The organism is Streptomyces sp. NPDC004542 (assembly GCF_040610035.1).
Classification (GTDB): domain Bacteria; phylum Actinomycetota; class Actinomycetes; order Streptomycetales; family Streptomycetaceae; genus Streptomyces.
Map to the genome: position 1 here is coordinate 26,547 of NZ_JBEXLP010000054.1, position 24,073 is coordinate 50,619.

The 24,073-nt window shown below is 70.6% G+C and carries 19 protein-coding genes, 1 other RNA gene and 2 pseudogenes; 13 read left to right on the forward strand and 9 right to left on the reverse strand.

What is annotated here, in order from left to right:
- Window positions 1–110 precede the first annotated feature (110 nt).
- The 4 genes from ABZX30_RS25455 to ABZX30_RS25470 all read left to right on the forward strand — a co-directional run bounded on the left by ABZX30_RS25455 (window position 111) and on the right by ABZX30_RS25470 (window position 5,381).
- Window positions 111–1,838, forward strand: coding sequence for a serine/threonine-protein kinase (locus ABZX30_RS25455; protein WP_355937328.1), 1,728 nt, complete (start codon window positions 111–113; stop codon window positions 1,836–1,838).
- 111 nt (window positions 1,839–1,949) lie between these two features.
- Entirely contained in the window at window positions 1,950–3,188 is a 1,239-nt protein-coding gene (locus tag ABZX30_RS25460; RefSeq protein WP_355937330.1) for a serine/threonine-protein kinase, read from the forward strand.
- A gap of 173 nt (window positions 3,189–3,361) precedes the next feature.
- Complete coding sequence (gene prfB / locus ABZX30_RS25465; RefSeq protein ID WP_355937332.1) at window positions 3,362–4,468, forward strand: peptide chain release factor 2; 1,107 nt, start codon at window positions 3,362–3,364, stop codon at window positions 4,466–4,468.
- A gap of 295 nt (window positions 4,469–4,763) precedes the next feature.
- Complete coding sequence (locus ABZX30_RS25470; protein WP_355937334.1) at window positions 4,764–5,381, forward strand: hypothetical protein; 618 nt, start codon at window positions 4,764–4,766, stop codon at window positions 5,379–5,381.
- 94 nt (window positions 5,382–5,475) lie between these two features.
- Here the strand turns inward: ABZX30_RS25470 and ABZX30_RS25475 are convergent, their stop codons facing one another.
- The gene (locus tag ABZX30_RS25475; RefSeq protein WP_355937335.1) at window positions 5,476–5,667 is read right to left on the reverse strand and encodes a hypothetical protein; all 192 of its coding nucleotides are present in this window, start codon (window positions 5,665–5,667) and stop codon (window positions 5,476–5,478) included.
- Window positions 5,668–5,916: 249 nt separating this feature from the next.
- On the opposite strand from ABZX30_RS25475, the gene ftsE reads away from it, so the two are divergent.
- The 5 genes from ftsE (at window position 5,917) to ssrA (ending at window position 9,874) form a co-directional block, all read left to right on the forward strand.
- Window positions 5,917–6,606 (forward strand): cell division ATP-binding protein FtsE, encoded by a 690-nt coding sequence (ftsE, locus tag ABZX30_RS25480; protein WP_132851613.1) that lies wholly within the window; start codon window positions 5,917–5,919, stop codon window positions 6,604–6,606.
- A 43-nt stretch (window positions 6,607–6,649) separates the two neighbouring features.
- Complete coding sequence (gene ftsX / locus ABZX30_RS25485) at window positions 6,650–7,567, forward strand: permease-like cell division protein FtsX (RefSeq protein WP_355937338.1); 918 nt, start codon at window positions 6,650–6,652, stop codon at window positions 7,565–7,567.
- Between the two features lie 67 nt (window positions 7,568–7,634).
- On the forward strand, window positions 7,635–8,813 hold the full coding sequence (locus ABZX30_RS25490) for a S41 family peptidase (RefSeq protein ID WP_355937340.1): 1,179 nt from the start codon (window positions 7,635–7,637) through the stop codon (window positions 8,811–8,813).
- Window positions 8,814–8,859: 46 nt separating this feature from the next.
- On the forward strand, window positions 8,860–9,402 hold the full coding sequence (gene smpB / locus ABZX30_RS25495) for an SsrA-binding protein SmpB (RefSeq protein WP_355937342.1): 543 nt from the start codon (window positions 8,860–8,862) through the stop codon (window positions 9,400–9,402).
- Between the two features lie 86 nt (window positions 9,403–9,488).
- Window positions 9,489–9,874, forward strand: a transfer-messenger RNA (tmRNA) gene (gene ssrA, locus ABZX30_RS25500).
- Window positions 9,875–9,952: 78 nt separating this feature from the next.
- On the opposite strand, the gene ABZX30_RS25505 is transcribed toward ssrA, so the two are convergent.
- The 7 genes from ABZX30_RS25505 to ABZX30_RS25535 form a co-directional block, all read right to left on the reverse strand.
- Window positions 9,953–12,856 carry a glycoside hydrolase family 3 C-terminal domain-containing protein gene (locus ABZX30_RS25505; RefSeq protein WP_355937343.1) on the reverse strand — a complete coding sequence of 968 codons (2,904 nt, stop codon included), beginning with the start codon at window positions 12,854–12,856 and terminating at the stop codon, window positions 9,953–9,955.
- 58 nt (window positions 12,857–12,914) lie between these two features.
- Window positions 12,915–13,922: a LacI family DNA-binding transcriptional regulator gene (locus ABZX30_RS25510; protein WP_355937345.1), complete on the reverse strand. Its 1,008-nt coding sequence runs from the start codon at window positions 13,920–13,922 to the stop codon at window positions 12,915–12,917.
- Window positions 13,923–13,949: 27 nt separating this feature from the next.
- A complete protein-coding gene (gene yicI, locus ABZX30_RS25515) occupies window positions 13,950–16,199 on the reverse strand; it encodes an alpha-xylosidase (protein ID WP_355937347.1) in 2,250 nt (749 codons plus the stop codon).
- A gap of 12 nt (window positions 16,200–16,211) precedes the next feature.
- Entirely contained in the window at window positions 16,212–17,036 is an 825-nt protein-coding gene (locus tag ABZX30_RS25520) for a carbohydrate ABC transporter permease (RefSeq protein WP_355937349.1), read from the reverse strand.
- The gene (locus ABZX30_RS25525; protein WP_355937351.1) at window positions 17,033–18,007 is read right to left on the reverse strand and encodes a sugar ABC transporter permease; all 975 of its coding nucleotides are present in this window, start codon (window positions 18,005–18,007) and stop codon (window positions 17,033–17,035) included. Before ABZX30_RS25525 ends, ABZX30_RS25520 begins: the two co-directional genes overlap by 4 nt.
- Entirely contained in the window at window positions 18,004–19,296 is a 1,293-nt protein-coding gene (locus ABZX30_RS25530; RefSeq protein ID WP_355937353.1) for an extracellular solute-binding protein, read from the reverse strand. Before ABZX30_RS25530 ends, ABZX30_RS25525 begins: the two co-directional genes overlap by 4 nt.
- Before the next feature lie 144 nt (window positions 19,297–19,440).
- Window positions 19,441–20,676, reverse strand: coding sequence for an MFS transporter (locus tag ABZX30_RS25535; RefSeq protein WP_355937355.1), 1,236 nt, complete (start codon window positions 20,674–20,676; stop codon window positions 19,441–19,443).
- A gap of 98 nt (window positions 20,677–20,774) precedes the next feature.
- On the opposite strand from ABZX30_RS25535, the gene ABZX30_RS25540 reads away from it, so the two are divergent.
- Complete coding sequence (locus ABZX30_RS25540) at window positions 20,775–21,758, forward strand: LysR family transcriptional regulator (protein ID WP_355937357.1); 984 nt, start codon at window positions 20,775–20,777, stop codon at window positions 21,756–21,758.
- Window positions 21,759–22,182: 424 nt separating this feature from the next.
- Here the strand turns inward: ABZX30_RS25540 and ABZX30_RS25545 are convergent, their stop codons facing one another.
- Window positions 22,183–22,335 (reverse strand): hypothetical protein, encoded by a 153-nt coding sequence (locus tag ABZX30_RS25545; RefSeq protein ID WP_355937359.1) that lies wholly within the window; start codon window positions 22,333–22,335, stop codon window positions 22,183–22,185.
- Here ABZX30_RS25545 and ABZX30_RS25550 point away from each other — a divergent pair.
- The 3 genes and pseudogenes from ABZX30_RS25550 to ABZX30_RS25560 form a co-directional block, all read left to right on the forward strand.
- Window positions 22,304–22,729, forward strand: a pseudogene (locus ABZX30_RS25550) (acyltransferase); the annotation flags it as partial. The gene ABZX30_RS25545 and the pseudogene ABZX30_RS25550 sit on opposite strands and share 32 nt — an antisense overlap.
- Window positions 22,730–22,854: 125 nt before the next feature.
- A complete protein-coding gene (locus tag ABZX30_RS25555; protein ID WP_355937361.1) occupies window positions 22,855–23,514 on the forward strand; it encodes a hypothetical protein in 660 nt (219 codons plus the stop codon).
- Window positions 23,515–23,606: 92 nt separating this feature from the next.
- Window positions 23,607–24,073, forward strand: a pseudogene (locus tag ABZX30_RS25560) (hypothetical protein); the annotation flags it as partial.

Genomic DNA, 24,073 nt, shown 5'->3' on the forward strand with positions numbered 1-24,073 from the left:
TGCACCGGAACGCATACGTAGTGCCGTGAGGGGCGGCACTACAGTGGACCGGAAAAGGCGAGCAAGCAGCCGAAGCAAGCAGCCGAAGCAAGCAGCAGGGAGCGCATGACGTGCGGCCGGTAGGCAGCAAGTACCTGCTCGAGGAGCCGCTCGGACGCGGCGCCACGGGCACCGTCTGGCGAGCCCGCCAGCGTGAGACCGCGGGCGCCGAGGCGGCCGTGCCCGGCCAGCCCGGCGAGACCGTCGCGATCAAGGTCCTCAAGGAGGAGCTGGCGAGCGACGCCGACGTCGTCATGCGGTTCCTCCGGGAGCGGTCCGTGCTGCTCCGGCTCACCCACCCCAACATCGTCCGGGTGCGCGACCTGGTGGTCGAGGGCGACCTGCTGGCGCTGGTCATGGACCTCGTCGAAGGCCCCGACCTGCACCGCTACCTGCGCGAGAACGGGCCCCTCACGCCGGTCGCCGCCGCGCTGATGACCGCGCAGGTCGCCGACGCGCTCGCCGCCAGCCACGCCGACGGCGTCGTCCACCGCGACCTGAAGCCCGCCAACGTGCTGCTCCAGCAGTACGACGGCCGGCTGCACCCGCTGCTGACCGACTTCGGCATCGCGCGCCTGGCCGACTCCCCGGGCCTCACCCGCACGCAGGAGTTCGTGGGCACGCCCGCCTACGTCGCCCCCGAGAGCGCCGAGGGCCGCCCGCAGACCTCCGCCGTCGACATCTACGGCGCCGGCATCCTGCTGTACGAGCTGGTCACCGGCCGCCCGCCGTTCTCCGGCGGTAGCGCCCTGGAGGTGCTGCACCAGCACCTCAGCGCCGAACCGCGCCGCCCCTCGACCGTCCCCGACCCGCTCTGGACGGTCATAGAGCGCTGCCTGCGCAAGAACCCGGCGGAACGGCCCAGCGCCGAGAACCTGGCGCGCGGCCTGCGCGTGGTCGCCGAGGGCATCGGCGTGCACGCCAACAGCGCGCAGATCGCCGCCGCCGAGGGCGTCGGGGCCCTGCTCGCCCCGGACCCGGCGCCGGCCGCCGTACCGGGCGTCCCCGGGGCCGCCGACCCCACGCAGGTGCTTCCCACGCGCCCGGCGCCCGGCGCGTACGACCCGAACGGGGCGACCGACGTCCTGCCCCACACCGGCGGCCCGGCGGGCGCGGCGGACCCCACCACCGTGCTGCCGCACACCGGGGCCGCCGACCCGACCGCCGTCATGCCCCCGGTGCCGCCCGGCGGGCCCGGCGCCGGACAGCAGGGGCAACAGGGCCAGCAGCCGCCGGAGCAGCCGCACCCCTGGCAGAACCAGCTGCGCGCCGCCCGTGACCGCAACGAGCAGACCCAGGTCCAGTACCTCGACCCGGACGAGGACCCGCTGCGCCGCCGCCCGCAGCGCCAGGTGGCCCGGCCCCAGCAGCAGCCCCAGCAGCAGCCCCGGCAGCCGCAGGCACGCCCGCAGCAGCCCCAGCCGCGCCAGGCCCGGCAGCGTCCGCAGCAGGGCCCGCCGCCCGGGTACGGCTATCCGCAGCAGCAGCCCCAGCAGTACGCCCCCCAGCCGCAGCAGTACGCCCCGCCCGCTCCGGCGGAGCCCCGGCGGCCGGCGCGGGAGCCACGGGAGCCGCGCCGGCGCGGCGCCAACCCGATGAAGATCCCCGGCCTCGGCTGCCTGAAGGGATGCCTGTTCACGATCGTCATCCTGTTCGTCGCGGGCTGGCTGATCTGGGAGCTGAGCCCCCTGCAGGACTGGATCGGCACCGGCAGGAGCTACTGGGGGGAGCTGACCCACTGGGTCGGCACGGCCACCAAGTGGGTCAAGGACCTCGGGAGCCAGACCGGCGGCAACTGATCGCCGGTTTGGGGATTTGTCGACATCTGACGGGTGATTTCCGTCCCCCCGGTGAAGGTTGGCTCCTCGGACGCGTACTTTTAACGACAACACGCGTCAGTAGGAGCAGCCTTGGCACGGAAGATCGGCAGCCGGTACACCGCCCACCAGATCCTGGGCCGGGGCAGCGCCGGCACGGTGTGGCTGGGCGAGGGACCGGACGGGCCCGTCGCCATCAAGCTGCTGCGCGAGGACCTCGCCTCCGACCAGGAACTCGTCGGACGCTTCGTGCAGGAGCGCACCGCCCTGCTCGGCCTGGAGCACCCGAACGTCGTCTCGGTGCGCGACCTCGTGGTCGACGGCAACGACCTCGCGCTCGTCATGGACCTGGTCCGGGGCACGGACCTGCGCACCCGGCTGGAACGTGAGCGCCGCCTCGCGCCCGAGGCGGCGGTGGCGATCGTCGCGGACGTCGCCGACGGGCTCGCGGCGGCGCACGCGGCCGGCGTCGTGCACCGGGACGTCAAGCCGGAGAACGTGCTGTTGGACATGCAGGGCCCGCTCGGCCCCGGCGGCGCGCACCCGGCGCTGCTGACCGACTTCGGCGTGGCCAAGCTGATCGACTCGCCCAAGCGGACCAGGGCCACGAAGATCATCGGCACCCCGGACTACCTGGCGCCGGAGATCGTGGAGGGCCTGCCGCCCCGCGCCTCGGTCGACATCTACGCCCTGGCCACGGTGCTGTACGAGCTGCTGGCCGGCTTCACCCCCTTCGGGGGCGGCCACCCCGGGGCCGTCCTGCGGCGGCACGTCACCGAGACGGTCGTACCGCTGCCCGGGATCCCCGAGGAGCTGTGGCAGCTGATCGTGCAGTGCCTGGCCAAGGCGCCGGCCTCGCGCCTCAGGGCGTCGGAGCTGGCGGCCCGGCTGCGGGAGCAGCTGCCGCTGCTGGCCGGGGTGCCCCCGCTGGAGGTGGACGAGCCGGACGCGGAGGCCTCCGGGGAGACGGTGGCGCAGGAGCAGGCCTTCCCGGCGCGGCCCGGGGACGAACCGGTGCGGCGGCGCGGGGCGGTGTCCCTGGTGCCGGGGGCCGAGCCGGACTCCAACCGGGACACGCACACCTCGATGCGGGTGCCGGGCCCGGACGAGCTGGCCGGAGGCGCGCGGGGCACCGCACGCGCCCCCCGGGCCGCCGGAGCGCCCCGCCCCGGCTCGGCACGGCACCGGGCGGCCGCGCGGCGGCGCAGGATCACCCTCTCAGTGGCCGGAGTCACGCTCGCGGCGGCGCTCGGCGTCGGCGCGTGGCTGGCGACCTCGGGCGACGACTCGGGAACGCCCCCCGGGGAAACGCACACCTCTTCGACGCCGTGAGCAGGCCGGGCCCGTCCGGCAGTTGGCGACGAGGCCCGTCCGGGGCTTGAGGGCGAGGCCCGGCACGGGGCCGGAGCGGGGCAGGGCGGCGGCGGCCCCCGGCGCGGCCCCGGACCGGCCCCGGATACCTCTTTCGGCCGGGGTTGGCTGAAGGAACCGTTACGCTGGATGGCGTGGCAGTCGTCGATGTATCCGAAGAGCTCAAGTCCCTCTCCTCGACCATGGAGTCGATCGAGGCCGTTCTGGACCTCGACAAGCTGAGGGCAGACATCGCCGTGCTCGAGGAGCAGGCGGCCGCGCCGTCCCTGTGGGACAACCCGGACGAAGCGCAGAAGATCACCAGCCGGCTCTCCCACCTCCAGGCCGAGGTCAGGAAGGCGGAGGCGCTGCGCGGACGGATCGACGATCTCGCCGTGCTCTTCGAGATGGCCGAGGAGGAGGACGACCCGGACACCCGTGCCGAGGCCGAGTCCGAGCTCGCCGCCGTCCGCAAGGCACTGGACGAGATGGAGGTCCGCACGCTGCTCTCCGGCGAGTACGACGCTCGCGAGGCGCTCGTGAACATCCGCGCCGAGGCCGGGGGCGTCGACGCCGCCGACTTCGCGGAGCGGCTCCAGCGCATGTACCTGCGGTGGGCCGAGCAGCACGGCTACAAGACCGAGGTGTACGAGACCTCGTACGCCGAGGAGGCGGGCATCAAGTCCACCACCTTCGCCGTGCAGATCCCCTACGCCTACGGCACCCTCTCCGTCGAACAGGGCACGCACCGGCTGGTGCGCATCTCGCCCTTCGACAACCAGGGGCGCCGGCAGACCTCCTTCGCGGGCGTGGAGGTCCTGCCCGTCGTGGAGCAGTCCGACCACGTCGAGATCGACGAGAGCGAGCTGCGGATCGACGTCTACCGGTCCTCCGGCCCCGGCGGTCAGGGCGTGAACACCACCGACTCCGCGGTCCGCATCACGCACCTGCCCACCGGCATCGTCGTCTCCTGCCAGAACGAGCGGTCGCAGATCCAGAACAAGGCCACCGCGATGAACGTCCTCCAGGCGAAGCTGCTCGAGCGGCGCAGGCAGGAGGAGCAGGCCAGGATGGACGCCCTCAAGGGCGACGGCGGCAACTCCTGGGGCAACCAGATGCGGTCGTACGTGCTGCACCCGTACCAGATGGTCAAGGACCTGCGGACGGAGTACGAGGTCGGCAACCCGGAGGCCGTGTTCAACGGGGAGATCGACGGGTTCCTCGAGGCCGGTATTCGCTGGCGCAAGCAGCAAGAGAAGTAATTTTGTCGACTTGACAACTGCCGCCCCTTGGGCGGCAGTTGTTGTTTTGTCTGGGTTCTCCATCACACTTACACACCGCAACTCCCGGCATACGGCCCACCGGTGGACATCGCACGCGCAACGGCCTTGACGTTGCTTTGAAAAATGGGAAAGGTGAAGCTGGCATGCGTATCTCTGGGGCGCATGTGAACCGGGGGACCCGCGCGGTGACGTGAACTTCGTCCGCTGCCTCCGTCGATCACGGCCGGCCCCATGCGCCGCTCACTGACCTACAGCTACTGGGGGTAGCAACCATATGACCAAGAAGACGCGGATCCGGATCGCGCGGATCGCCGCCGGCGCCGTGATCGCCGCGGGCGCCTCCCTGACCGCCGCGGGCGCCGCCTCCGCCACGGAGTCGGACTGCGTGCTCGGCGTCCTGTGCGCCGACGAGGACCCGACCCCGGACCCGACGGACCCGACCGACCCGCCGACCACCATCCCGACCGAGACGGCCACGCCGACGGACCCGACCGAGGAGCCCACGGACCCCACCGAGGAGCCGACCGAGCCCACCGAGGACCCGGAGCCGACGACGGCCCAGCCCTCCGAGAACCCCACCGCGTCCTCCGAGCCCTCGCAGGGCGGCAGCCACGGCAACGGCGGCAACAACAACGACGGCGGCAACAACAACGACCCCGACGGCGGCTCCGGCACCTCCGCGCAGGAGGCGGGCACCTCGGCCCTCACCGACACCGGCTCCGACACCACGGGCTCGAACACCCAGGCCCAGGGCAGCGGTGACGAGCTCGCCGAGACCGGTGCCGGCCAGACGGCGTTCCTGATCGTCGGCGCCGCCACCATGATCGCCGGTGGCATCGGCTTCCGTGTTCTGCCGCGCCTCGTCGGCGGCCGGGGCGGTGCCGCTGCCTGACGGTAGCCGGCCGGGTACGACGCGTGCCCACCGCTGACCACGAAGGGCCCGGAGCCTGTGCTCCGGGCCCTTCAGGTGTACGGGGCGGGAACGCTCACGCGCTCTGGTGCGCCAGCAGCGCCACGGCGGCGATCAGCACCGCCAGCAGCGCGATCAGCGCCATCGGGTTCAGTCCCGCGAGGAAGTTCTCCTGCTGCAGTCGCTCGCGGTTGGCGCGGCACACGGGGCACCGGCCCTCGTTCACGGGCGCCGCGCAGTTCGCGCACACCAACCGGTCGTACGTCATGCGCTCGCCCTCCTTGCACCGGCCATCACCCGTACAACGTGTACGGGGCCGAGAACGTTCCCCCTCCACTGTGCCAGGTTCCTCCGGAGCCCGCGCGGGCGCTGCGGAAGGGGTGGCGCACATCTCTCGCGGCCACCTGGACGGTACAAATAAGCACAACCCGCCCGGAACCCTGACCGGCGACTGCGCTTGCCTACCCGGTTCGCGTATGGTCACGCACATCTACCCCCGGCGACCCGTGGTGCATCCGTGATCCGATTCGACAATGTCTCCAAGGTCTACCCCAAGCAGACCCGCCCCGCACTCAGGGAAGTGTCCCTGGAAGTGGAGAAGGGCGAGTTCGTGTTCCTGGTGGGGTCCTCCGGCTCCGGAAAGTCCACCTTCCTGCGGCTGATCCTCCGCGAGGAGCGGTGCAGCCACGGACAGGTGCACGTGCTGGGCAAGGACCTCGCGCGTCTGTCCAACTGGAAGGTGCCGCAGATGCGCCGCCAGTTGGGGACGGTGTTCCAGGACTTCCGGCTCCTGCCCAACAAGACGGTCGCGGAGAACGTGGCCTTCGCACAGGAGGTCATCGGCAAGTCCCGCGGCGAGATCCGCAAGTCCGTGCCGCAGGTGCTCGACCTCGTCGGGCTCGGCGGCAAGGAGGACCGGATGCCGGGCGAGCTGTCCGGCGGTGAGCAGCAGCGCGTGGCCATCGCCCGCGCCTTCGTCAACCGGCCCAAGCTGCTGATCGCCGACGAGCCCACCGGCAACCTCGACCCGCAGACCTCCGTCGGCATCATGAAGCTGCTCGACCGGATCAACCGCACCGGTACGACCGTCGTGATGGCCACGCACGACCAGAACATCGTGGACCAGATGCGCAAGCGCGTCATCGAGCTGGAGAAGGGCCGCCTCGTCCGCGACCAGGCGCGCGGCGTCTACGGCTACCAGCACTGACGATCCCCAGGGTCCTGGATCCGGAAAGGCTTAACCAGTCGCCATGCGCGCCCAGTTCGTACTGTCGGAGATCGGTGTGGGTCTCCGCCGCAATCTCACGATGACCTTCGCGGTGATCGTCTCCGTCGCCCTGTCCCTGGCCCTGTTCGGCGGTTCGCTGCTGATGAGCGACCAGGTCAACACCATGAAGGGCTACTGGTACGACAAGGTCAACGTCTCGATCTTCCTCTGCAACAAGAGCGACGCCGAGTCCGACTCCAACTGTGCCAAGGGTGCGGTCACCGAGGACCAGAAGAAGCAGATCCTCGCCGACCTGAAGAAGATGCCGGTCGTCCAGACGGTGACGTACGAGTCCCAGGACCAGGCGTACAAGCACTACAAGGAGCAGTTCGGCGACTCCCCGCTGGTCGGATCGCTCACTCCGGACCAGATGGAGGAGTCGTACCGGATCAAGCTCAAGGACCCGGAGAAGTACCAGGTCGTCGCGACCGCCTTCGACGGGCGTGACGGCGTGCAGTCGGTGCAGGACCAGAAGGGCATCCTGGACAACCTGTTCGGGCTGCTCAACGGCATGAACTGGGCCGCCCGGATGATCATGGCCCTGATGCTGGTCGTCGCGCTGATGCTGATCGTCAACACCGTGCGCGTCTCCGCGTTCAGCCGTCGGCGGGAGACCGGGATCATGCGGCTGGTCGGTGCCTCCGGCTTCTACATCCAGGCGCCGTTCATCGCCGAGGCCGCGGTCGCCGGACTGATCGGCGGCACGGTGGCCTGCGGATTCCTGGTCTTCGCGCGGTACTTCATCATCGACCATGGCCTGGCCCTGTCGCAGAAGCTGAACCTGATCAACTTCATCGGCTGGGACGCCGTGTTGACGAAGCTCCCCCTCATCCTGGCCACGAGCCTGCTGATGCCGTCGTTGGCCGCGTTCTTCGCGTTGCGCAAGTACCTGAAGGTGTGACGCATGCCAAGAGGGCCGTCCGGTCAACCGACCGTACGGCCCTTCGCGTTGTCCTAGACTCACCCGCATGTCAGGCCGCGACCTGTTCTGCCAGCCCCGCCGCATCGGCCGCGGGGCCGCCCTGACATTGGTCTTCGCGGGCGTGCTCGTGACCGGAGCCGCCACCGGCGCCCTGCCCGGCGGCCTCCACCCCGGTGCCGCCGGCCGGAAGGACGCACCGGGCGCGGCCCGTACGGCCCCCCGGCACGAGGACGTCCAGCGGGCCGCCGCCGAGGCCATGGCCGACGGCACGTCCCCCATGGAGGCCGCCGAGCGCGCGGTCAGCCGCAGCGGGGACCGCTGGGGTGCCGTGTACTCGCGCGGGGAGTACGAGGAGTTCCAGGAGGCCCTCGACGGCGAGTACACCGGCGTCGGCCTGTGGGCGCGGCGCGGGCGCGACGGGCGGATCGAGGTGACCAAGGTGCAGCCCGGGTCGCCCGCCGCCGCCGCCGGGATCCGCCGGGGCGACCGGCTGCGCGGCGTCGACGGACGGCGGGTCGACGGACTGCCCGTCACCGAGGTCGTCTCCTTACTCCGCGGCGACGCCCAGGACGCGCCCGCCGGCACCACCGTCCGGCTCGGCCTGGAGCGCGGCACGCGCGCGTGGAGCGAGACCCTGCGCCGGGCCCGCCTCTCCACGGACCCCGTCACCGTCCGCAAGCTCGCCGGCTCGGTGACCGTGATCAGGGTCGCCGCCTTCACCAAGGGCTCCGGCGACACCGTCCGCAGCGCCGTCCGCCGGGCGCCGGGCGACGGCCGGATCATCCTCGACCTGCGCGGCAACTCCGGCGGCCTGGTCACCGAGGCCCAGACCGCAGCCTCCGCCTTCCTCGACGGCGGCCTGGTCGCCACCTACGACGTCGACGGAGAGCAGCACGCCCTGCACGCCGCGTCCGGCGGCGACACCGCCAGACCGCTGGTCGCCCTGGTCGACGGCGGCACGATGAGCGCGGCCGAGATGCTCACCGGCGCCCTGAAGGACCGCGGCCGCGCGGTCGTCATCGGCTCCCGGACCTTCGGCAAGGGCTCGGTCCAGATGCCCAGCACGCTGCCCGACGGCTCCGTCGCCGAGCTGACCGTCGGCCACTACCGCACCCCGTCCGGCCGCGCCGTCGACGGCCGGGGCATCACCCCCGACCTGGAGGCCGGGCAGGACGCGCTCCGGCGGGCGGAGACGGTGCTCAGCGGCCTGGGCGACCCGTCGTGAAACGCTTTCCGCAGACCCCCTCCGTAGTGCGAAAATGGACGGCACTATGAGCAAGGGAATGTACGTACCGAAGGAGTCCCAGCCCAAGCAGGGCGGAGGGGCCGCCAAGGCGGCCAAGGACGGCAAGCGCAAGATCGTCGCGCAGAACAAGAAGGCACGGCACGACTACGCGATCATCGACACCTACGAGGCCGGGCTCGTCCTCACCGGCACCGAGGTGAAGTCGCTGCGCCAGGGGCGCGCCTCGCTGACCGACGGCTTCGTCCAGATCGACGGGAACGAGGCGTGGCTGCACAACGCCCACATCCCCGAGTACAGCCAGGGCACCTGGACCAACCACTCCGTGCGCCGCAAGCGCAAGCTGCTCCTGCACCGCGAGGAGATCGACAAGCTGGAGTCCAAGTCCCAGGAGACGGGTCACACGATCGTGCCCCTCGCCCTGTACTTCAAGGACGGCCGCGCGAAGGCCGAGATCGCCCTCGCGCGAGGCAAGAAGGAGTACGACAAGCGCCAGACCCTGCGAGAGAAGCAGGACCGGCGGGAGTCGGACCGCGCGATCGCGGCGGCACGGCGGAAGCAGCGCGGCTAGCGGGAACAAGCTGGCACGGACCCGCGTTGGTCACGTACGATGGCATCTGCACTCCACAGCGGGTGCGCGGATTGAAAAATCAACATGGGGATGATCGGTTTCGACAGCGGATGTCGAAGCAGGGGAAGCGTGTCGAGGAAGCGGCCATGATCTCGTAAACCACAGGCCGAAAAAAATAATCGCCAACACCAAGCGCGATTCCTCCTCGTTCGCCCTCGCTGCCTAATCAGCAGCTAGCGAACTCTCATAGGAGTGTCAGCCCGGGGCTGTTCCCGACCCGGATCCTGGCATCAGCTAGGGGACTAAACCTTGATCCCGGTCACGGGGTGAAGAGGGAAACCTAACAGTGACTGGGCCCGTCGGCGACTTGTTCGCGTGATCGCCGGGGCCGAGAAAAGCACAGCGAACTGCACACGGAGAAGCCCTGGTTCCGCACCGTTGGACGCGGGTTCGATTCCCGCCATCTCCACCAGATCCTCTCATCCCATGCAGGGCAAGGGCCCCGCCGCGTCAGCGCGGCGGGGCCCTTGTCGCGTGCCGGTCCGGCCGGTCAGCGCAGGCGGAACGTCGACAGCCGCAGGCCCTTGCTCAGCACCAGGTAGACGTCGGCCCGGCCCTTCGCCGTTGCCGTCAGCCGGGCGTCCACCGTCCCGTAGTCGTACGGCGATGCCGTGCCGCCGGTCGTCGCCCGGCCGACGAGCCGGCCGCTGGGGGACCCGAGCCGCACCTCGACCGTGCCGGCGGCCCCCGCGACGCGCGCGCTGAATTCCTGGGCGCCCGGGCCCAGCCGGGTGTCCGCGAACTTCAGCCACGCCCCGTCCGAGGCGGCCGCCACCGCCGTGCCCGCCGCCTTCGACTCGTCGACCAGGTGGATGCCGGAGGCGTAGTCGTCGAAGTTCTCGGCGCGGGTGGTCCTCGACAGGTCGCGGGGCGGGATCGTCTCGCCGCGCACGGCCCAGGTGGCCCGCGCCCGGACGTCCGCCGAGGACGCGCCCGCCATGACGTCGTACATGCCGGTCTCCACCACCCACTTCGAACGGGTGACGTCCCAGTGCGCCAGGTCGGCCGGCCGCACCTTCAGCCGGACCGTCCGGGTCTCGCCCGGCTCCAGTGAGACCCGCTGGAAGGCCTTCAGCCGCTTCAGGGGCTGCTCGTCGCGGGAGGCGCGCTGGTGGACGTAGAGCTGTACGACCTCGGCGCCGGCCCGCCGCCCGCTGTTGGTGACCCGTACCTCGTAGCCGTCGGACACCTTCCGCAGGCCGCCGTAGCGGAAGGTCGTGTACGACAGCCCGTACCCGAACGGGTAGAGCGCCCGCCCCTTGAAGTACTGGTAGGTCCGGCCCGACTTGATGATGTCGTAGTCGAGGATCGGCGGGAGGTCGGCGTCCGAGCGGTACCAGGTCTGGGTGAGGCGGCCGGACGGGTTCGCGTCGCCGTAGAGGAGGTCGGCGAGGGCGTTGCCCGTCTCCTGGCCGGCGTGGGTGGTCCACAGCAGGGCCGGGACCTCCTTCTGGAGGGCGCCCAGCGTGGTCGGGTAGCTGTTCTCGACGATCACGACCGTGTGCGGATTGGCCTTGCGAACCGCTCTGACCAGGGCTTGCTGCGCGGGTGCCAGGCCCGTGTCGGTGCGGTCGTGTGCCTCGCGGCCGTTGATGGAGGGGTTGGAGCCGACCACGACCACCGCCCGGTCCCTGCCCTTCACCGCGGCGACGGCGTCCGCCAGGCCGTCCCGGACCACGTCCTTCGCGTAGTGGGCCGCCTGGTCCCTGGGGACCAGGCCGAGCCTGCCGTCGCTGCCGGCCGGGCCGAGGTAGACCGGGTTCGACCACCAGGACTCGGCGGTCTCGTAGCCCGCGTATCGCAGCAGGTACGTGCCGTCGTCCTGCCGCTCCAGCCTGAACTGCTGCTGGACGAACCAGCCGCCGGGCTGCGTCTGGTCGTTGACGAAGTCGGACCAGTTGTAGCCGACGTACCTGCCGTTGGCGGCCGAGCGGAGCGTGACGATGCCCGCGCCCCAGTCGAACGCGTCGAACTGGGTGGCGGGACCCGTGTCCGCCGTCTCCTTCAGGGGCGCGCCGGCCTCCCCGGTGCCCGCCGTCACGTACTTCCCGGTCGCCGTGTCCTTCAGCGCGATCCGGTCCACGCCCTCGCTGGTCGCCACGGATGTGCCGAGCTTGGTCTCGATGCCGTCCTTCGGGGTCACCGCGTAGGGCAGGGTGCCGGAGTACCAGTCGGTCCAGAGGGTGTCGGCGAGCGGGCCGACCACCGCGGTGCTGCCGGACTTCCGCAGCGGCAGCGTGCCGTCGTTCTTCAGGAGCACCGCCGCCTCGGTCGCCGACTCGCGCGCCAGCTTCCGGTGGGCCGGGCTGTCGATGACGGAGGCGTCGATGGAGCCGTACCTGCCGCCGCCCGGGTCGAACTCGCCCAGCCGGACCCGGATGCTCAGGACGTGGCGGGCGGCGGTGTCGACGTCCGACTCCTTCAGCAGGCCGGCGGAGAGCGCCGACTCGACCGCGGCCGTGGTCGGTCCGGAGTCCGTGTCGTTGTCCGTGAAGCTGTCGATGCCCGCCTTCAGCGCGGCCGCGTCCGCTTCGGTCTGGGTGCCGTAGTACTGCTGGCTGCCGACCAGGTTCCCGGGCGCGTAGGCGTCGGTGACGTTCAGCAGGTCCCGCCCGGTCCAGGTGCGGACGGTGTCGTCGAGGGCCGGGTCCACCGTGTCCGGGCGGCCGTTGACGAGGTTGTAGGACGACATCACGCCCGTCGCCGCGTCCGCCTCGATCGCCGGTCTGAACGCCTGCTCGTCGTACTCCTTCAGCACGCGCGGGCGCAGTTCGGAGGAGGTGGTGTCGCGGTGCTCCTCGTTGTTGTTGGCGAGGAAGTGCTTGAGGGTGGGGGCCGTCTTCAGATGGTCGGGGTCGCCGCCGGTCAGACCGGTGCCGTACGCGGTGGAGATCGCGCCGGTGAGGTAGGGGTCCTCCGAGTAGCCCTCCTCATTGCGGCCCCAGCGCGGGTCGCGCAGCAGGTTCACCACGGGCGCCCACAGGTTCAGGCCCCAGCCGGCCGGGCGCTGCTGCTGGAAGCCGCGCGCCTCGTCGCCGACGGCCGAGCCGACCTGCCGGATCAGCGCCGGGTCCCAGGTGGAGGCCAGCCCGACGGCCTGCGGGAACACGGTGGCCCTGCCCAGCCAGGCCACGCCGTGCAGGGCCTCTGTGCCGGTGCGGAAGGACTGGATGCCGAGGCGGGGGACGGCAGGCTCGTACTGGTGCAGCAGGGAGATCTTCTCGTCGAGGGTGAGGCGGGAGAGCAGGTCGCAGACGCGCGCGTCCACGGGGAGGCGCGGGTCGCGGAAGGGGTACGCCGGGACGGCGTGGGCCGGGACGGTGGCGCCGAGCCCCGCGATCAGGGCCAGGGCCGCCAGTAACGTGGTTCCCTGTCTTCTTCTCGTGCCTTTCATGCCACTGCTCCTTCGGTAGGGGCGGTGCGGTAGGGCCGGTAGGGGTGGTACGGAACGTTCAGGCGTTGCGTGGCGCGGTGCTGGCCCGGTCGGTGATCCGGGGCGGCAGCAGCGTCGCCTCGGGTACGGCGGTCCCGTCCAGCTTCTTCATCAGCAGCCGCACCGCCCGCTCGCCCACCTCGGCGGAGGGCAGGGCGACGGAGGTGACCGGGACGCGTCCGGACTCGGCGAGCTCGTCCGGGCAGATGGCGGTGACCGAGAGGTCGCCGGGGACGCGGAGGCCGAGCTGCTCGAAGGCGTCGATCAGCGGTTCCAGGACCGGCTCGTTGTGGACGACGACCCCCGTCAAGGCGGGCTGCTCACGCAGCAGTCGCTCGGCGACCAGGCGGGCCGCCGCCGGCGAGGCCTCGCAGGGGCGGACGGAGCCGGTCATCCCGTTGCGGTCGGCGGCGGCCGTGAAGCCCTGGACGACCCGCTGGGCGAACGCCGTCCCCCGCACGTACACCTCCGGCGGCGACCCCACCAGGGCCACCACCCGGTGGCCGAGCCGCGCCAGATGCTCCACGCACGCCTCGCCGGCCGCCTCGAAGTCGAGGTCGATGCAGGTCAGCCCGTCCGGCTCGGCGGGGAACCCGATCAGCACGGACGGGCGGTCCAGCGAGCGCAGCAACGGCAGCCGGGGATCGTGGAGCTGGACGTCCATCACGATCAGCGCGTCGACGAGGGCCGTGTCCGCGACCCTGCTCAGCCCCTCCTCGCCCTCCTCCTGGGTGAGGAGCAGGACGTCATGGTCGTGCCGGCGCGCCGTCGTCACCACCGACATCGCGAACTGCATCACCACCGGGACGTGGATGCCGGCCCGTAAGGGAATCACCAGGGCCAGGACGTTCGAGCGGCTGCTGGCCAGGGCGCGGGCACCCGCGTGCGGCCGGTAGCCCAGCTCGCGGATGGCCGCCTCGACCCGCTGCCGGGTCTCCTCGGAGATGGGACGCTTGCCGCTGAGCGCGTAGGAGACGGTGCTGGGGGAGACCCCGGCGTGCCGCGCCACATCGGTGATCTTGACCATCGTGCCACCTCCGTCGGTCGAGCTCCATCAGTCCAGTTCCAGCGTGAGGAACCCCGTCCCGGCCGCCGCCCGGGCCACCCGCTCCCCGGCCGCCAGCGCCCACGGCGCCGACGGGTCACTGGACGAGGCCCGCAGCGTGTCCCCCTCCCGTACGACGGTGAAGGCGACGTCCCCGACCGGCACCGTCACCTGCGCCCCGCGCCGCAGCCCGTACGCCCGCAGGGTCACCCCGTCGGCGTGGGGATAGTCGGGCCGGTCGTCCACCGCCCCCACCGGGATCACCGCCCCCGGCCGGACCAGCAACGGCACGCTGTCGAACCCGTGCCGCTCGCGCACCCAGCGCGGCCCGGTCACCGTCCGCCCGGTCAGGAAGTGGGTCCAGGTGCCCTCGGGCACGTAGTAGCTCACGTCCCCCTCGTCGCTGAACACCGGCGCCACCAGCAGGTCCTGGCCGAGCATGTACTGCCGCTCCAGATGCGCGCACCCGGGATCGTCCGGGAACTCCAGCACCATCGCCCGCATCACCGGCACGCCCTCGGTGTGGGCGGTGCGGGCCGCCTGGTACAGGTAGGGCATCAGGCTCAGCTTCAGCCGCGTGAACAGCCGCAGCACGTCCACGGACTCCTCGTCGAACAGCCACGGCACCCGGTACGAGGAGGAGCCGTGCAGCCGGCTGTGCGAGGACAGCAGCCCGAACGCCAGCCACCGCTTGAACAGCGCGGCCGTCGGCGTGCCCTCGAAGCCGCCGATGTCATGGCTCCAGAAGCCGAAGCCGGACAGCCCGAGCGACAGCCCGCCGCGCAGCGACTCTGCCATCGACTCGTACGTGGCCTCGCAGTCGCCGCCCCAGTGCACGGGGAACTGCTGGCTGCCCGCGGTCGCCGAGCGGGCGAAGACCACGGCCTCCTGCTCGCCCCGGTGCTTGCGCAGCACCTCGAAGACCGTGCGGTTGTAGAGGTGGCTGTAGTAGTTGTGCATCCGCTCCGGGTCCGAGCCGTCCGACCAGGCCACGTCGACCGGTACGCGCTCCCCGAAGTCGGTCTTGAAGCAGTCGACGCCCTGCCCGAGCAGCGCCTCCAGCTTCCCCGCGTACCAGTCGCGGGCGGCCGGGCTGGTGAAGTCGACCAGGGCCATGCCCGGCTGCCACAGGTCCCACTGCCACACGCTGCCGTCCGGCCGCCGCAGCAGGTGCCCGAGCGCCTTGCCCTCGGCGAACAACGGGGAGCGCTGGGCGATGTAGGGGTTGATCCACACGCAGACGTGCAGCCCCTTCGCCTTCAGCCGGGCCAGCATCCCCTCCGGGTCCGGGAAGACCCGCGGGTCCCACCGGAAGTCGCACCAGTTGAACTCGCGCATCCAGAAGCAGTCGAAGTGGAAGACGGACAGGGGTAGTTCGCGCTCCCGCATGCCGTCGATGAACGACGTCACCGTCTCCTCGTCGTACGACGTGGTGAACGACGTCGACAGCCACAGCCCGAAGGACCACGCGGGCGGCAGCGCCGGACGCCCGGTGAGGGCGGTGTACTTGCGCAGGATGTCCTTCGGGGTCGGCCCGTAGATCACGTAGTACGTCAACTGCTGCGACTCGACGCTGAACTGGACCCGGGACACCGCCTCCGAGCCGACCTCGAAGGACACCTTGCCCGGGTGGTCGACGAAGACGCCGTAGCCCGCGTCCGTCAGGTAGAAGGGCACGTTCTTGTACGCCTGCTCGGTCGCCGTGCCGCCGTCGGCGTTCCAGATGTCGACGACCTGCCCGTTCTTCACCAGCGGCCCGAACCGCTCCCCGAGGCCGTACACGCTGGTGCCCACGCCGATCCCCAGCTGCTCCCGCAGGTAGTGGGCGCCGGTCCCGTCCCGCATGATGCCCATGCCCTTGCGTCCGCTGGAGGTGAGGACGCGGCCGTGGGCGAGGAAGTCGACGTGCCACGGGCCGGTGCGGGCCACCCGGACCGACAGCGCGCCGGAGGTGAGGGTCGCGTGCTCCTCGTCGTACGCGGTGTGGGCCGCGACCTCCGTCCCGGTGAGCTCGAACTCGGGTCCGCGCGGCTGCTCCCCGTCGAAGTGGGTCAGGGTCACGCCGATGACGTCGGGCATCGGGGCGTGCGCGGTGATCGTCACGACCGGTCCCTTCAGCAGGTCGCCGCGGTGTCGGATGGGCTGGGTCGGCGCGTGGATCTCCAGCGTGCCGTCCGGGTCCGTGACGTCGAGGACCTGGACCGGATGGGACGCGGTGACACCCTCGCGCAGCAGCCAGTAGCCGTCGGTGAACTTCACGGGCGCACCCCTTTACTTGACGGCGCCCACGGCGATGCCGCGGGTGAGCGTCCGCTGGAAAACGAGGAAGAAGACGATCGCGGGCAGCACGCCCAGCAGGGCCGCGGCGTTGGTCATCGTGGCGTCCATCAGGCGCTGGCCCTGGAGGACGCCGAGGGCCACCGACACGGTCTGGTTGTCGTTGGAGATCAGCATCACCAGCGGGAGCAGGAACTCGTTCCAGGTCCAGATGAAGAAGAACACCAGCAGCACGCCGAGGGTGGGCCGGCTGACCGGCACCACGATCCGCCACAGCACCTGCCACTTGTTCGCGCCGTCGATCCGGGCGGCCTCGATGATCTCGCGCGGGAACTGCCCGAGGACCGAGGAGAGCAGGTACGTGCCGAAGGCCGCCTGGATCACCGTGAACACGATGATCACGCTGAGCCGGGTGTCGTACAGGCCCAGCTGCTTGCTCAGGTAGTAGACCGGGTAGACCAGCGCTTCCTGCGGCAGCATGTTGGCCAGCACGAAGAAGGCCAGCACCCAGGTGCGGCCCTTGATCCGGCCGATGCCGATCGCGTACGCGTTGAGCACCGACAGGACCGCGGCGAGGACCGCCACGGAGCCGCTGATCAGCACGGAGTTGAACAGTTTCTGGCCGTAGTCGACCCGCTGCCAGAAGTCCTTCAGGCCGTCGAGGTAGAGACCCTCGGGCAGGCTGAGCGGACCGTGCGCGGAGTACTCGGCCGGTGACTTGACCGCGTTGACGGCCACGATGACGAACGGCACCACCATGAACAGGGCGGCGAGGCACAGGGCCACCAGCACCGGATAGCGGCGTAGGGCGGCGGTCATGCGCGGACCCCTTCCTCGGCGTCCTCGGCACGGGTCTGGAGTTTCAGGCCGATCAGGGAGAGGGCCAGGATGATCACGGTGAGGATGGTGGAGATCGCGGCTCCGTAGCCGACCTGGGTCTTCTCGAAGAAGGTGGCGAAGGAGAAGTACGACGGCACGTCCGTCGCTCCGCCCGGGCCGCCCTTGGTCAGCACGTACACCGCGCCGAACACCTTCAGGGCGGCGATCGTGCACCAGGTCAGCACGACATAGGTCTCCGGGCGGATCTGCGGCAGCGTGATGTGCCAGAAGCGGCGCCACCAGCCGGCTCCGTCCAGTTCGGCCGCCTCGTACAGCTGCGGGTCGACGCGTTGCAGGCCCGCCATGAAGACCACCAGCGGGAAGCCGATCTGCACCCACACCATCACGCCCATCACGCTGTACAGCGCGAGGTCGGGGTCGCCGAGCCAGTCCTGCTGCCAGGAGCCCAGGCCGACCGCCTTGAGCAGTTCGTTGAGGGAGCCGTTGTCGGGGGCGAGGATCCAGCTCCACACGATCCCGGCGACCGCGATGGGCAGCACCTGCGGGAGGTAGAAGCAGGCGCGCAGCACCGCGGCGACCTTGCTGCCGAAGTGCTTGCCGACGTAGTCGAACAGCGCAGCGGCCAGGACCAGCCCGAGCACCGTCGGTACGGCCGCCATGGCGACGACCATGAACAGGCTGTGCCGGAAGGACGCCCAGAACTCCGAGTCGTCCATCAGCTCGCGGTAGTTGGCGAGCCCGGTCCACTTGGGGCTGCCGATGCCCTGCCAGTCCGTGAAGCTCACGCCCGTGTTCATCAGGAACGGCAGGATGACGACCGCCAGGAAGGCGAGGATCCCGGGGAGCAGGAAGAGCGTGTACGAGTCGCGGGTGCGGGTGCGGGGGCGGCGCGGGCCCGCCGGCAGGTGCTTGCCGGCGGCCCGCGTGCCCTCTTCGACGGTGACCGTCATTGCTTCGGCGCGCCCTTGTCGTAGGCCTGCTGGAGGGCGTCGAGATAGCCGGCCGGCTTCTCGCTGCCCGTCATCAGCTTCTGCGTCTCGGAGACGAGGACGTCGTAGAAGCCGTTCACCGGCCAGTCCGGGTAGAAGGCCAGGCCGTCCCGCTGGCTCACCGTGTTGAAGTGGGAGATGAGCTCCTTGGACTTCGGGTCGGTGATCGCGGACGCGTCGGCCGCGACCGGGATGCCGCCCTTGTTGCCGAGCAGGTTCTGGATCTTCTTCGACATGGTGATGTCGATGAAGTCGTAGGCGAGGTCCTTGTTCTTGGCGTTCTTCGGGACCACCCAGAGGTTGCCGCCGGAGCCCAGGGTCAGGTTCGAGCCGGGCCACAGGGTGCTGCCCCAGTCGAACTTGACCTCCGACTGGAACCGGCCGTACCACCAGCTGCCGGAGAACAGGATCGGTGCCTTCCCCTGGATGAAGGAGACGCCCGCGTCCTCGGCCTTGGCGCTGGTGGACTTCTTGCCGATGTAGCCCTTCTTGACCCAGTCGGCGAAGGTGTTCGCCGCGTACGTCCAGGCCGCGTCGTGGAAGTCGGTCTTGCCCTTGTACAGCTCGTACGAGTCGACCCACGAGCGGTCGGCCTTGGAGAGGGCGAGCTGGTACAGGTACTGCTGGGCGATGTACTCGGCGCCGCCGTTGGCGAGCGGCGTGACGCCCTTCTTGGTGAAGGTGTCCATGGCGGCCGTGAGATCGTCGAACGTCTTCGGCTCGGCGAGCTTGTACTTCTTGAACAGGTCCTTGTTGTAGTAGACCATCGTGTACTCGGCGTAGTTCGGCACGCCGTACCACTTGCCGGAGCCCATGACCCCGTTGGCGTCGTACATGCTGGTCGTGCGCACACCGGCGCTGAGCTTCTTGTCCCAGCCGCGCTTGCCGGCCTCGGCCGTCAGGTCGGTCAGCAGCCCCTGCTTCGACAGCTGGCCCGCGGTCGCGTTGCCCTTGTTGTACTCCATGATGTCGGGCGCGTCGGAGGAGTTCAGGACCATGGGCGCCGTCTTCTGGATCTGCTCGAAGCCCTTCTCCTCGACCTTCACCTTCACGCCCGGGTGCTTGGCCTCGAACTCCTTGATCGCTTCGTTCCAGGCCTGGCCCATGGCGCTGTTGGGCGCCTCGTAGTGCCAGAGCCGGAGGGTCTTGCCGTCGGACGCTCCGCTGTCCGAACTGCCGCAGGAGGTCATGAGCAGCGACCCGGAGAGGATCACCGCCGCGGCCGCCGCACGCCTTCGTGTTGTCAACATCCCGTGCCTCCAGGGCAGTCGGATGGGTTTTCTCGGGACACCGCGCAACGCTCGTCGATCGATTCGATACGCGGTGTCGAAGCGCTTCGACGGGGAAGGTATGTGGGAGCCGCGAGGGCGTCAATGCTTCTGGCCAGAATTGGTTCAAGCGATTCGACGGGAGCGCCGGACACCGCTCGCCGCACCGAAGATCAGCAAGGCCGTGCCGGCCGCCGCCACCGGCACCGCGAAGGCCGCCGCCGGGCCCGTGCGCTCCGCCGCCCAGCCCCCGGCCGCCGAACCGCAGCCCACACCGGTGAGCAGGGCGGTGACCACCAGGCTCATGCCCTCGTTGAGACGGTCCCCGGGGGTGCGGTCCTGGACCAGCGCCATCGCCGTCACCATCGTCGGGGCGGTCGCCATGCCCGCCGCCAGCAGGGCCGCCGCCAGCGCCACCAGCGTCCCCGCCGTGCGGGCGGCGAGCAGCGGCAGGGACATCAGCGCGGCCATCGCCAGCAGACACCACGGCAGCCGGCGCTCCGCGGGCCCGCCCGGCCGCCGCGCCCCGTACAGCAGCCCCGCCGCGCAGGAGCCCGCCGCCTGGAGCGCGAGCACGACACCGGCCGCCGAGCGGTGACCCCGGGCGTCGGCGTACGCGAGGGTGACGACCTCCATCGAGCCGAACACCGCGCCGGTCGCGACGAAGCACGCCAGCAGTGGCGGTATGCCGGGGGCGCGCAGCGGCGACGCGGCCTTCGTACGCGCCTTCGGCGGCGGCTCGGTCGACCGCTGCGCCGCGAACAGCAGCACCCCGGTCAGCAGCAGCGCCGCGCCCGCCAGCGTGCCGGCCTCCGGGAAGAACGTGCCGGTCAGGAAGGACGCCAGGACCGGGCCGAGCATGTAGCACAGCTCGTCCGCGGCCTGTTCGAAGGCGTTCGCGGTGTGCAGGGCCTCCGGGTCGGTGCGCAGCAGGTGCGCCCAGCGGGCCCGGGACATCCCGCCGATGTTGGGCGTGGTCGCGGTCGCGGCGTACGCGGCGAACAGGGTCCAGTCCGGGGCGCCCAGGCGCACGCACAGCAGCAGCGCCAGGCTGCCCAGTACGGCGGTGACCGTGGCGGGCACGGCCACCCGGGCCTGTCCGTACCGGTCGACGAGCCGGGCGACCCAGGGCCCGGCCAGCCCCGTCGCGGCGAGACCGGTCGCGGTGACGGCGCCGGCGAGCGCGTACGACCCGCGGGACCCGGCGATCATGACGACCGCGCTCACGCCGAACATGCCCATCGGCAGGCGGGCGATCAGATTGCCGGCGGTGAAGGCGCGGGTGCCGGGGTGGGTGAACAGACGGCGGTAGGCGCCGGGGCGGGCGGGCGCGGGGGCTTCCCCGAGGGTCGACTGCGGCATGACCCAACGGTCGCCCTGAGCGGATCAGCAGGTCCAACACCTGATCACCGCCGATTCACGCACCCCTGTTGTAGGTTGTCCTGCTGTAGGTTCGCCCGGTGCCCACGCCCGCCCATCTCGACCCCCGCCTCCTGCGCGCCTTCGTCACCGTCGCCGAGGAGCTGCACTTCACCCGCGCCGCGGCCCGCCTGTACGTCGCCCAGCAGGCCCTCAGCCGGGACGTACGACGCCTCGAACGGGAGCTCGGCGCCGAACTGTTCCTCCGCACCACCCGGCAGGTCACGCTGACCGTCGACGGCGAGCGCCTGCTGCCGCACGCCCGCCGCGTCCTCGCCGCCCAGGACGACCTGCTCGCCGCCTTCGGACAGGCCCGCCCCCTCCTGGTCGACCTCAACTCCCCGAACCTGGACACCGGCCGCCGCGTGCTTGGCCGGGCGCGGGAACTCGCCCCGGACCACGAACTGATGGCCCGCTACGAGAGCGGACTCACGAGGGCCGCGGCCGAGCTGCTCGCCGGGCTCCTGGACGTCTCGTTCGGCAGGTTCGCCGGACTGGCCCCGGCGCTGCGGGCCGGGCTCGACCACCAGCTCGTACGGTACGAGCCGATGGCGGTCGTGCTGTCCGAGGACCACCCGCTGGCCGCACGGGAGGCGGTACCGCTGCGCGCGCTGGCGGGCGAGACGGTGTACGCCGGGGCGGGAAACACGCGCACGCCGGAGTGGACCGACCTGGCGCACCACCTCTTCGCCGGACGCGGCATCGAGGTCGCGCCACCGGCGCCGCTGGCCGTGGGGGAGGAGGAGTTCGAGCGGCTCATGGCCAAGACCGGGAACCCGGTGCTCGCGGTGACCGGCTTCGCCGCCATGCCACGGACGGTGGTGCGGCCGCTCGTCGAACCCGTCCCGCTGTCGCCCGTGTCGCTGGTGTGGCGCAGGGGGCTCGCGCATCCCGCGTTCGACGCGGTTCGACGGGCCGCGGCGGAACTCGCGGCGGAACGCGGATGGTTGCTGCGACCCGAACGAGCATGGATTCCCGCCATCGACGAATCGATCAGTGAACCGGTCACTTACGTTCACCATTGAAACTTCCGAAGTTCCCGCCCCACGTCGGCGCTACGTTCGGGACAGCCGAGCACGGTGAGACAAGGGGGACGCTCGGACCGGTGGGGGCCGGGTCCGGCGGCGCGGGCTCGCAGTCGTATGCGCCCCCGGAAACATTCCCGTGGGGGGAACGCGCGTGCGCGTGAAGAAGTGGCCGGAAGACGCCCGGACGCAATGGCCCGACGCCGAAACCGGGACGCAGGACCCGCCGGCGGCAGCGGCGGACGCCCAGAGATTCCCGGAGACCGGGACGACGGACGTCCTCGCCGGCGGTGCGGTGCCCGATCCGGAGCCGGCCGAAGTGCCGAAGCCGACCGAAGTGATGCCGGCCGTGCGAGCCGGAGGAGCAGCCGGGCCGACGAGCTTGCTCGCCGACCCCTGGGGCGTCTTGGGAACCCGGAACCGCTCACGCGTCCCGGGCCGTCCCGCCGGAGCCGCCCGTGGGGTCGCCGGACCGCCCGGTCCCGACCCGCAGCAGGTGACCGTCCAGCTCGACGCCGACCGGATCGCGGAGGAACGTCCGCGCGGTCGGCCCCGACGGCTGGGGCCTGAACGACATCCCTCTGGCGCAGGCGAGCTGGTCCTTCGGCTTCGTGGTGATCCTGATGCAGTACTCCCCGAGCTGGCAGGGACTGCCGCCCCGCCTGCGCCGCTACGACCGACTCGTCACCCTCTCCAACAACCGCGCCGTCACCGACTACCTGTGGCACAACATGCTGATCACGGCGACGGTCCCGATCATCGACCAGGCGTACAACCTCCCCTTCATGCAGGGCGACCGCGCGGTGGCGGCGCTCGACACCACCTACACGCGCTGGATGTACGTCCTGGTCCGGCCGCTGATCGCCCTGACGATCCTCACCCTCGGCTGGATCGAGGACCTCGCGGCGAGACGGCCCCCGAGACTGTGGCCGAACGGTGCACTTCGTGCGGGAACACAGCGAAAACCCTGAAGCGACAGCCCAGTTGACGGCGCCGGTACGGCACCATGCCCACGCCTGCCCTGGCACCCCGACTGGCAGCCTGGATACGGTATCGGCTGCTTCATCCACCCCGACCGCCTCACCAGGAGCCCACCGTGACCCGCCGTCCCCGCCTGATCTCGACAGCAGCTGCCGGAGCGATGGCCGTGCTTCTCCTCGCCGGTTGCGGCGGGGGCGGGGACGGCGGTTCGAAGGACAACGACAAGATCGCGGGCGCGGACACGGGGGGCTCGGCCTCGGCTTCGCCGAGTGCGTCGGCGTCTCCCGCCACAGGTCGCCCGGAGCTTGAGATGCCTTCCGATCTCTCGTACACCTTCGATTGGCCTAAAACGGGCGACAAGGACAAAGACGCGGTCCTGACCGACAGTGAGCAGTCCATCAAGGCAGTGGACCTCGCGATCGTTCATCAAAACGCCCTCGACAAGGGCTACCTCTACTACTACGAGGGTGAAGCTGCCGCTGGTACACAGAAGTTCATCCAGAACTACGTGGATCACAAGGCCGGCATCACGGGCGCATATCGCTTTTACGCTCCTGAAGTCGCCGTCGCCAAGGATGGATCCGCGTCTCTCAGCTACTGCGAGGACCAGGGCAAGGCGTACGTCAAGTACCTCACGACCAACAAGGTCAAGAAGACCAAGGTCACTGCGAAGAGCTACGTCGTCTATCACACGTCGCTCAAGAAGAACGGCAAGGGCGTCTGGGTGGTCCAGAAGATCGTCTCTCAGAGTGGGAGTGCCGAGTGCCAGCCCTGACGAACAGACTGAAGACTTTCCCGGTGCTGGTCGTCGCGGGTGTGTGCTTGCCTTTCCTCGCACACCCTGGGGCAGCGCACGCGGACGACACCCTGGACGGCGACACCCAGAACTCGACCAATCCCGGCCCAAAAGGTGACAGTGGCCCCGACGGCACCATCTCCGCCAGCGCCTCAGGCATCGTCTTCGACCGCTCGAAGAACGGTTCCGGCGCCTCGGTGGGTCCCGTCACCTCCGCCACCTCCTGGACCCCGCCGTCCTGCTGGTACGCACCGAAGTACACGCCGGCCCAGCTCAAGGCCTATCTGGAACCGATCTGGGAGGCGGGTTCCACGGGCTACGAGTGGGACGCCGAGCAGCGTGCTCGTTATGTCGATGGTCATCCGTACAAGGATTTCAACGAAGACAAGGCCGATGACGGCTATTGGTGGGACTCGTACGTCAACAAGAGCTTTCCGCCGGGCTGGGACAAGTGCGACGAGCCCATCTTCTGGGTCGACAAGGGTGACCCTCCGCCGGCGAACATTGAGAACGCCGTCACGACGAAGGTCCTCGCGGA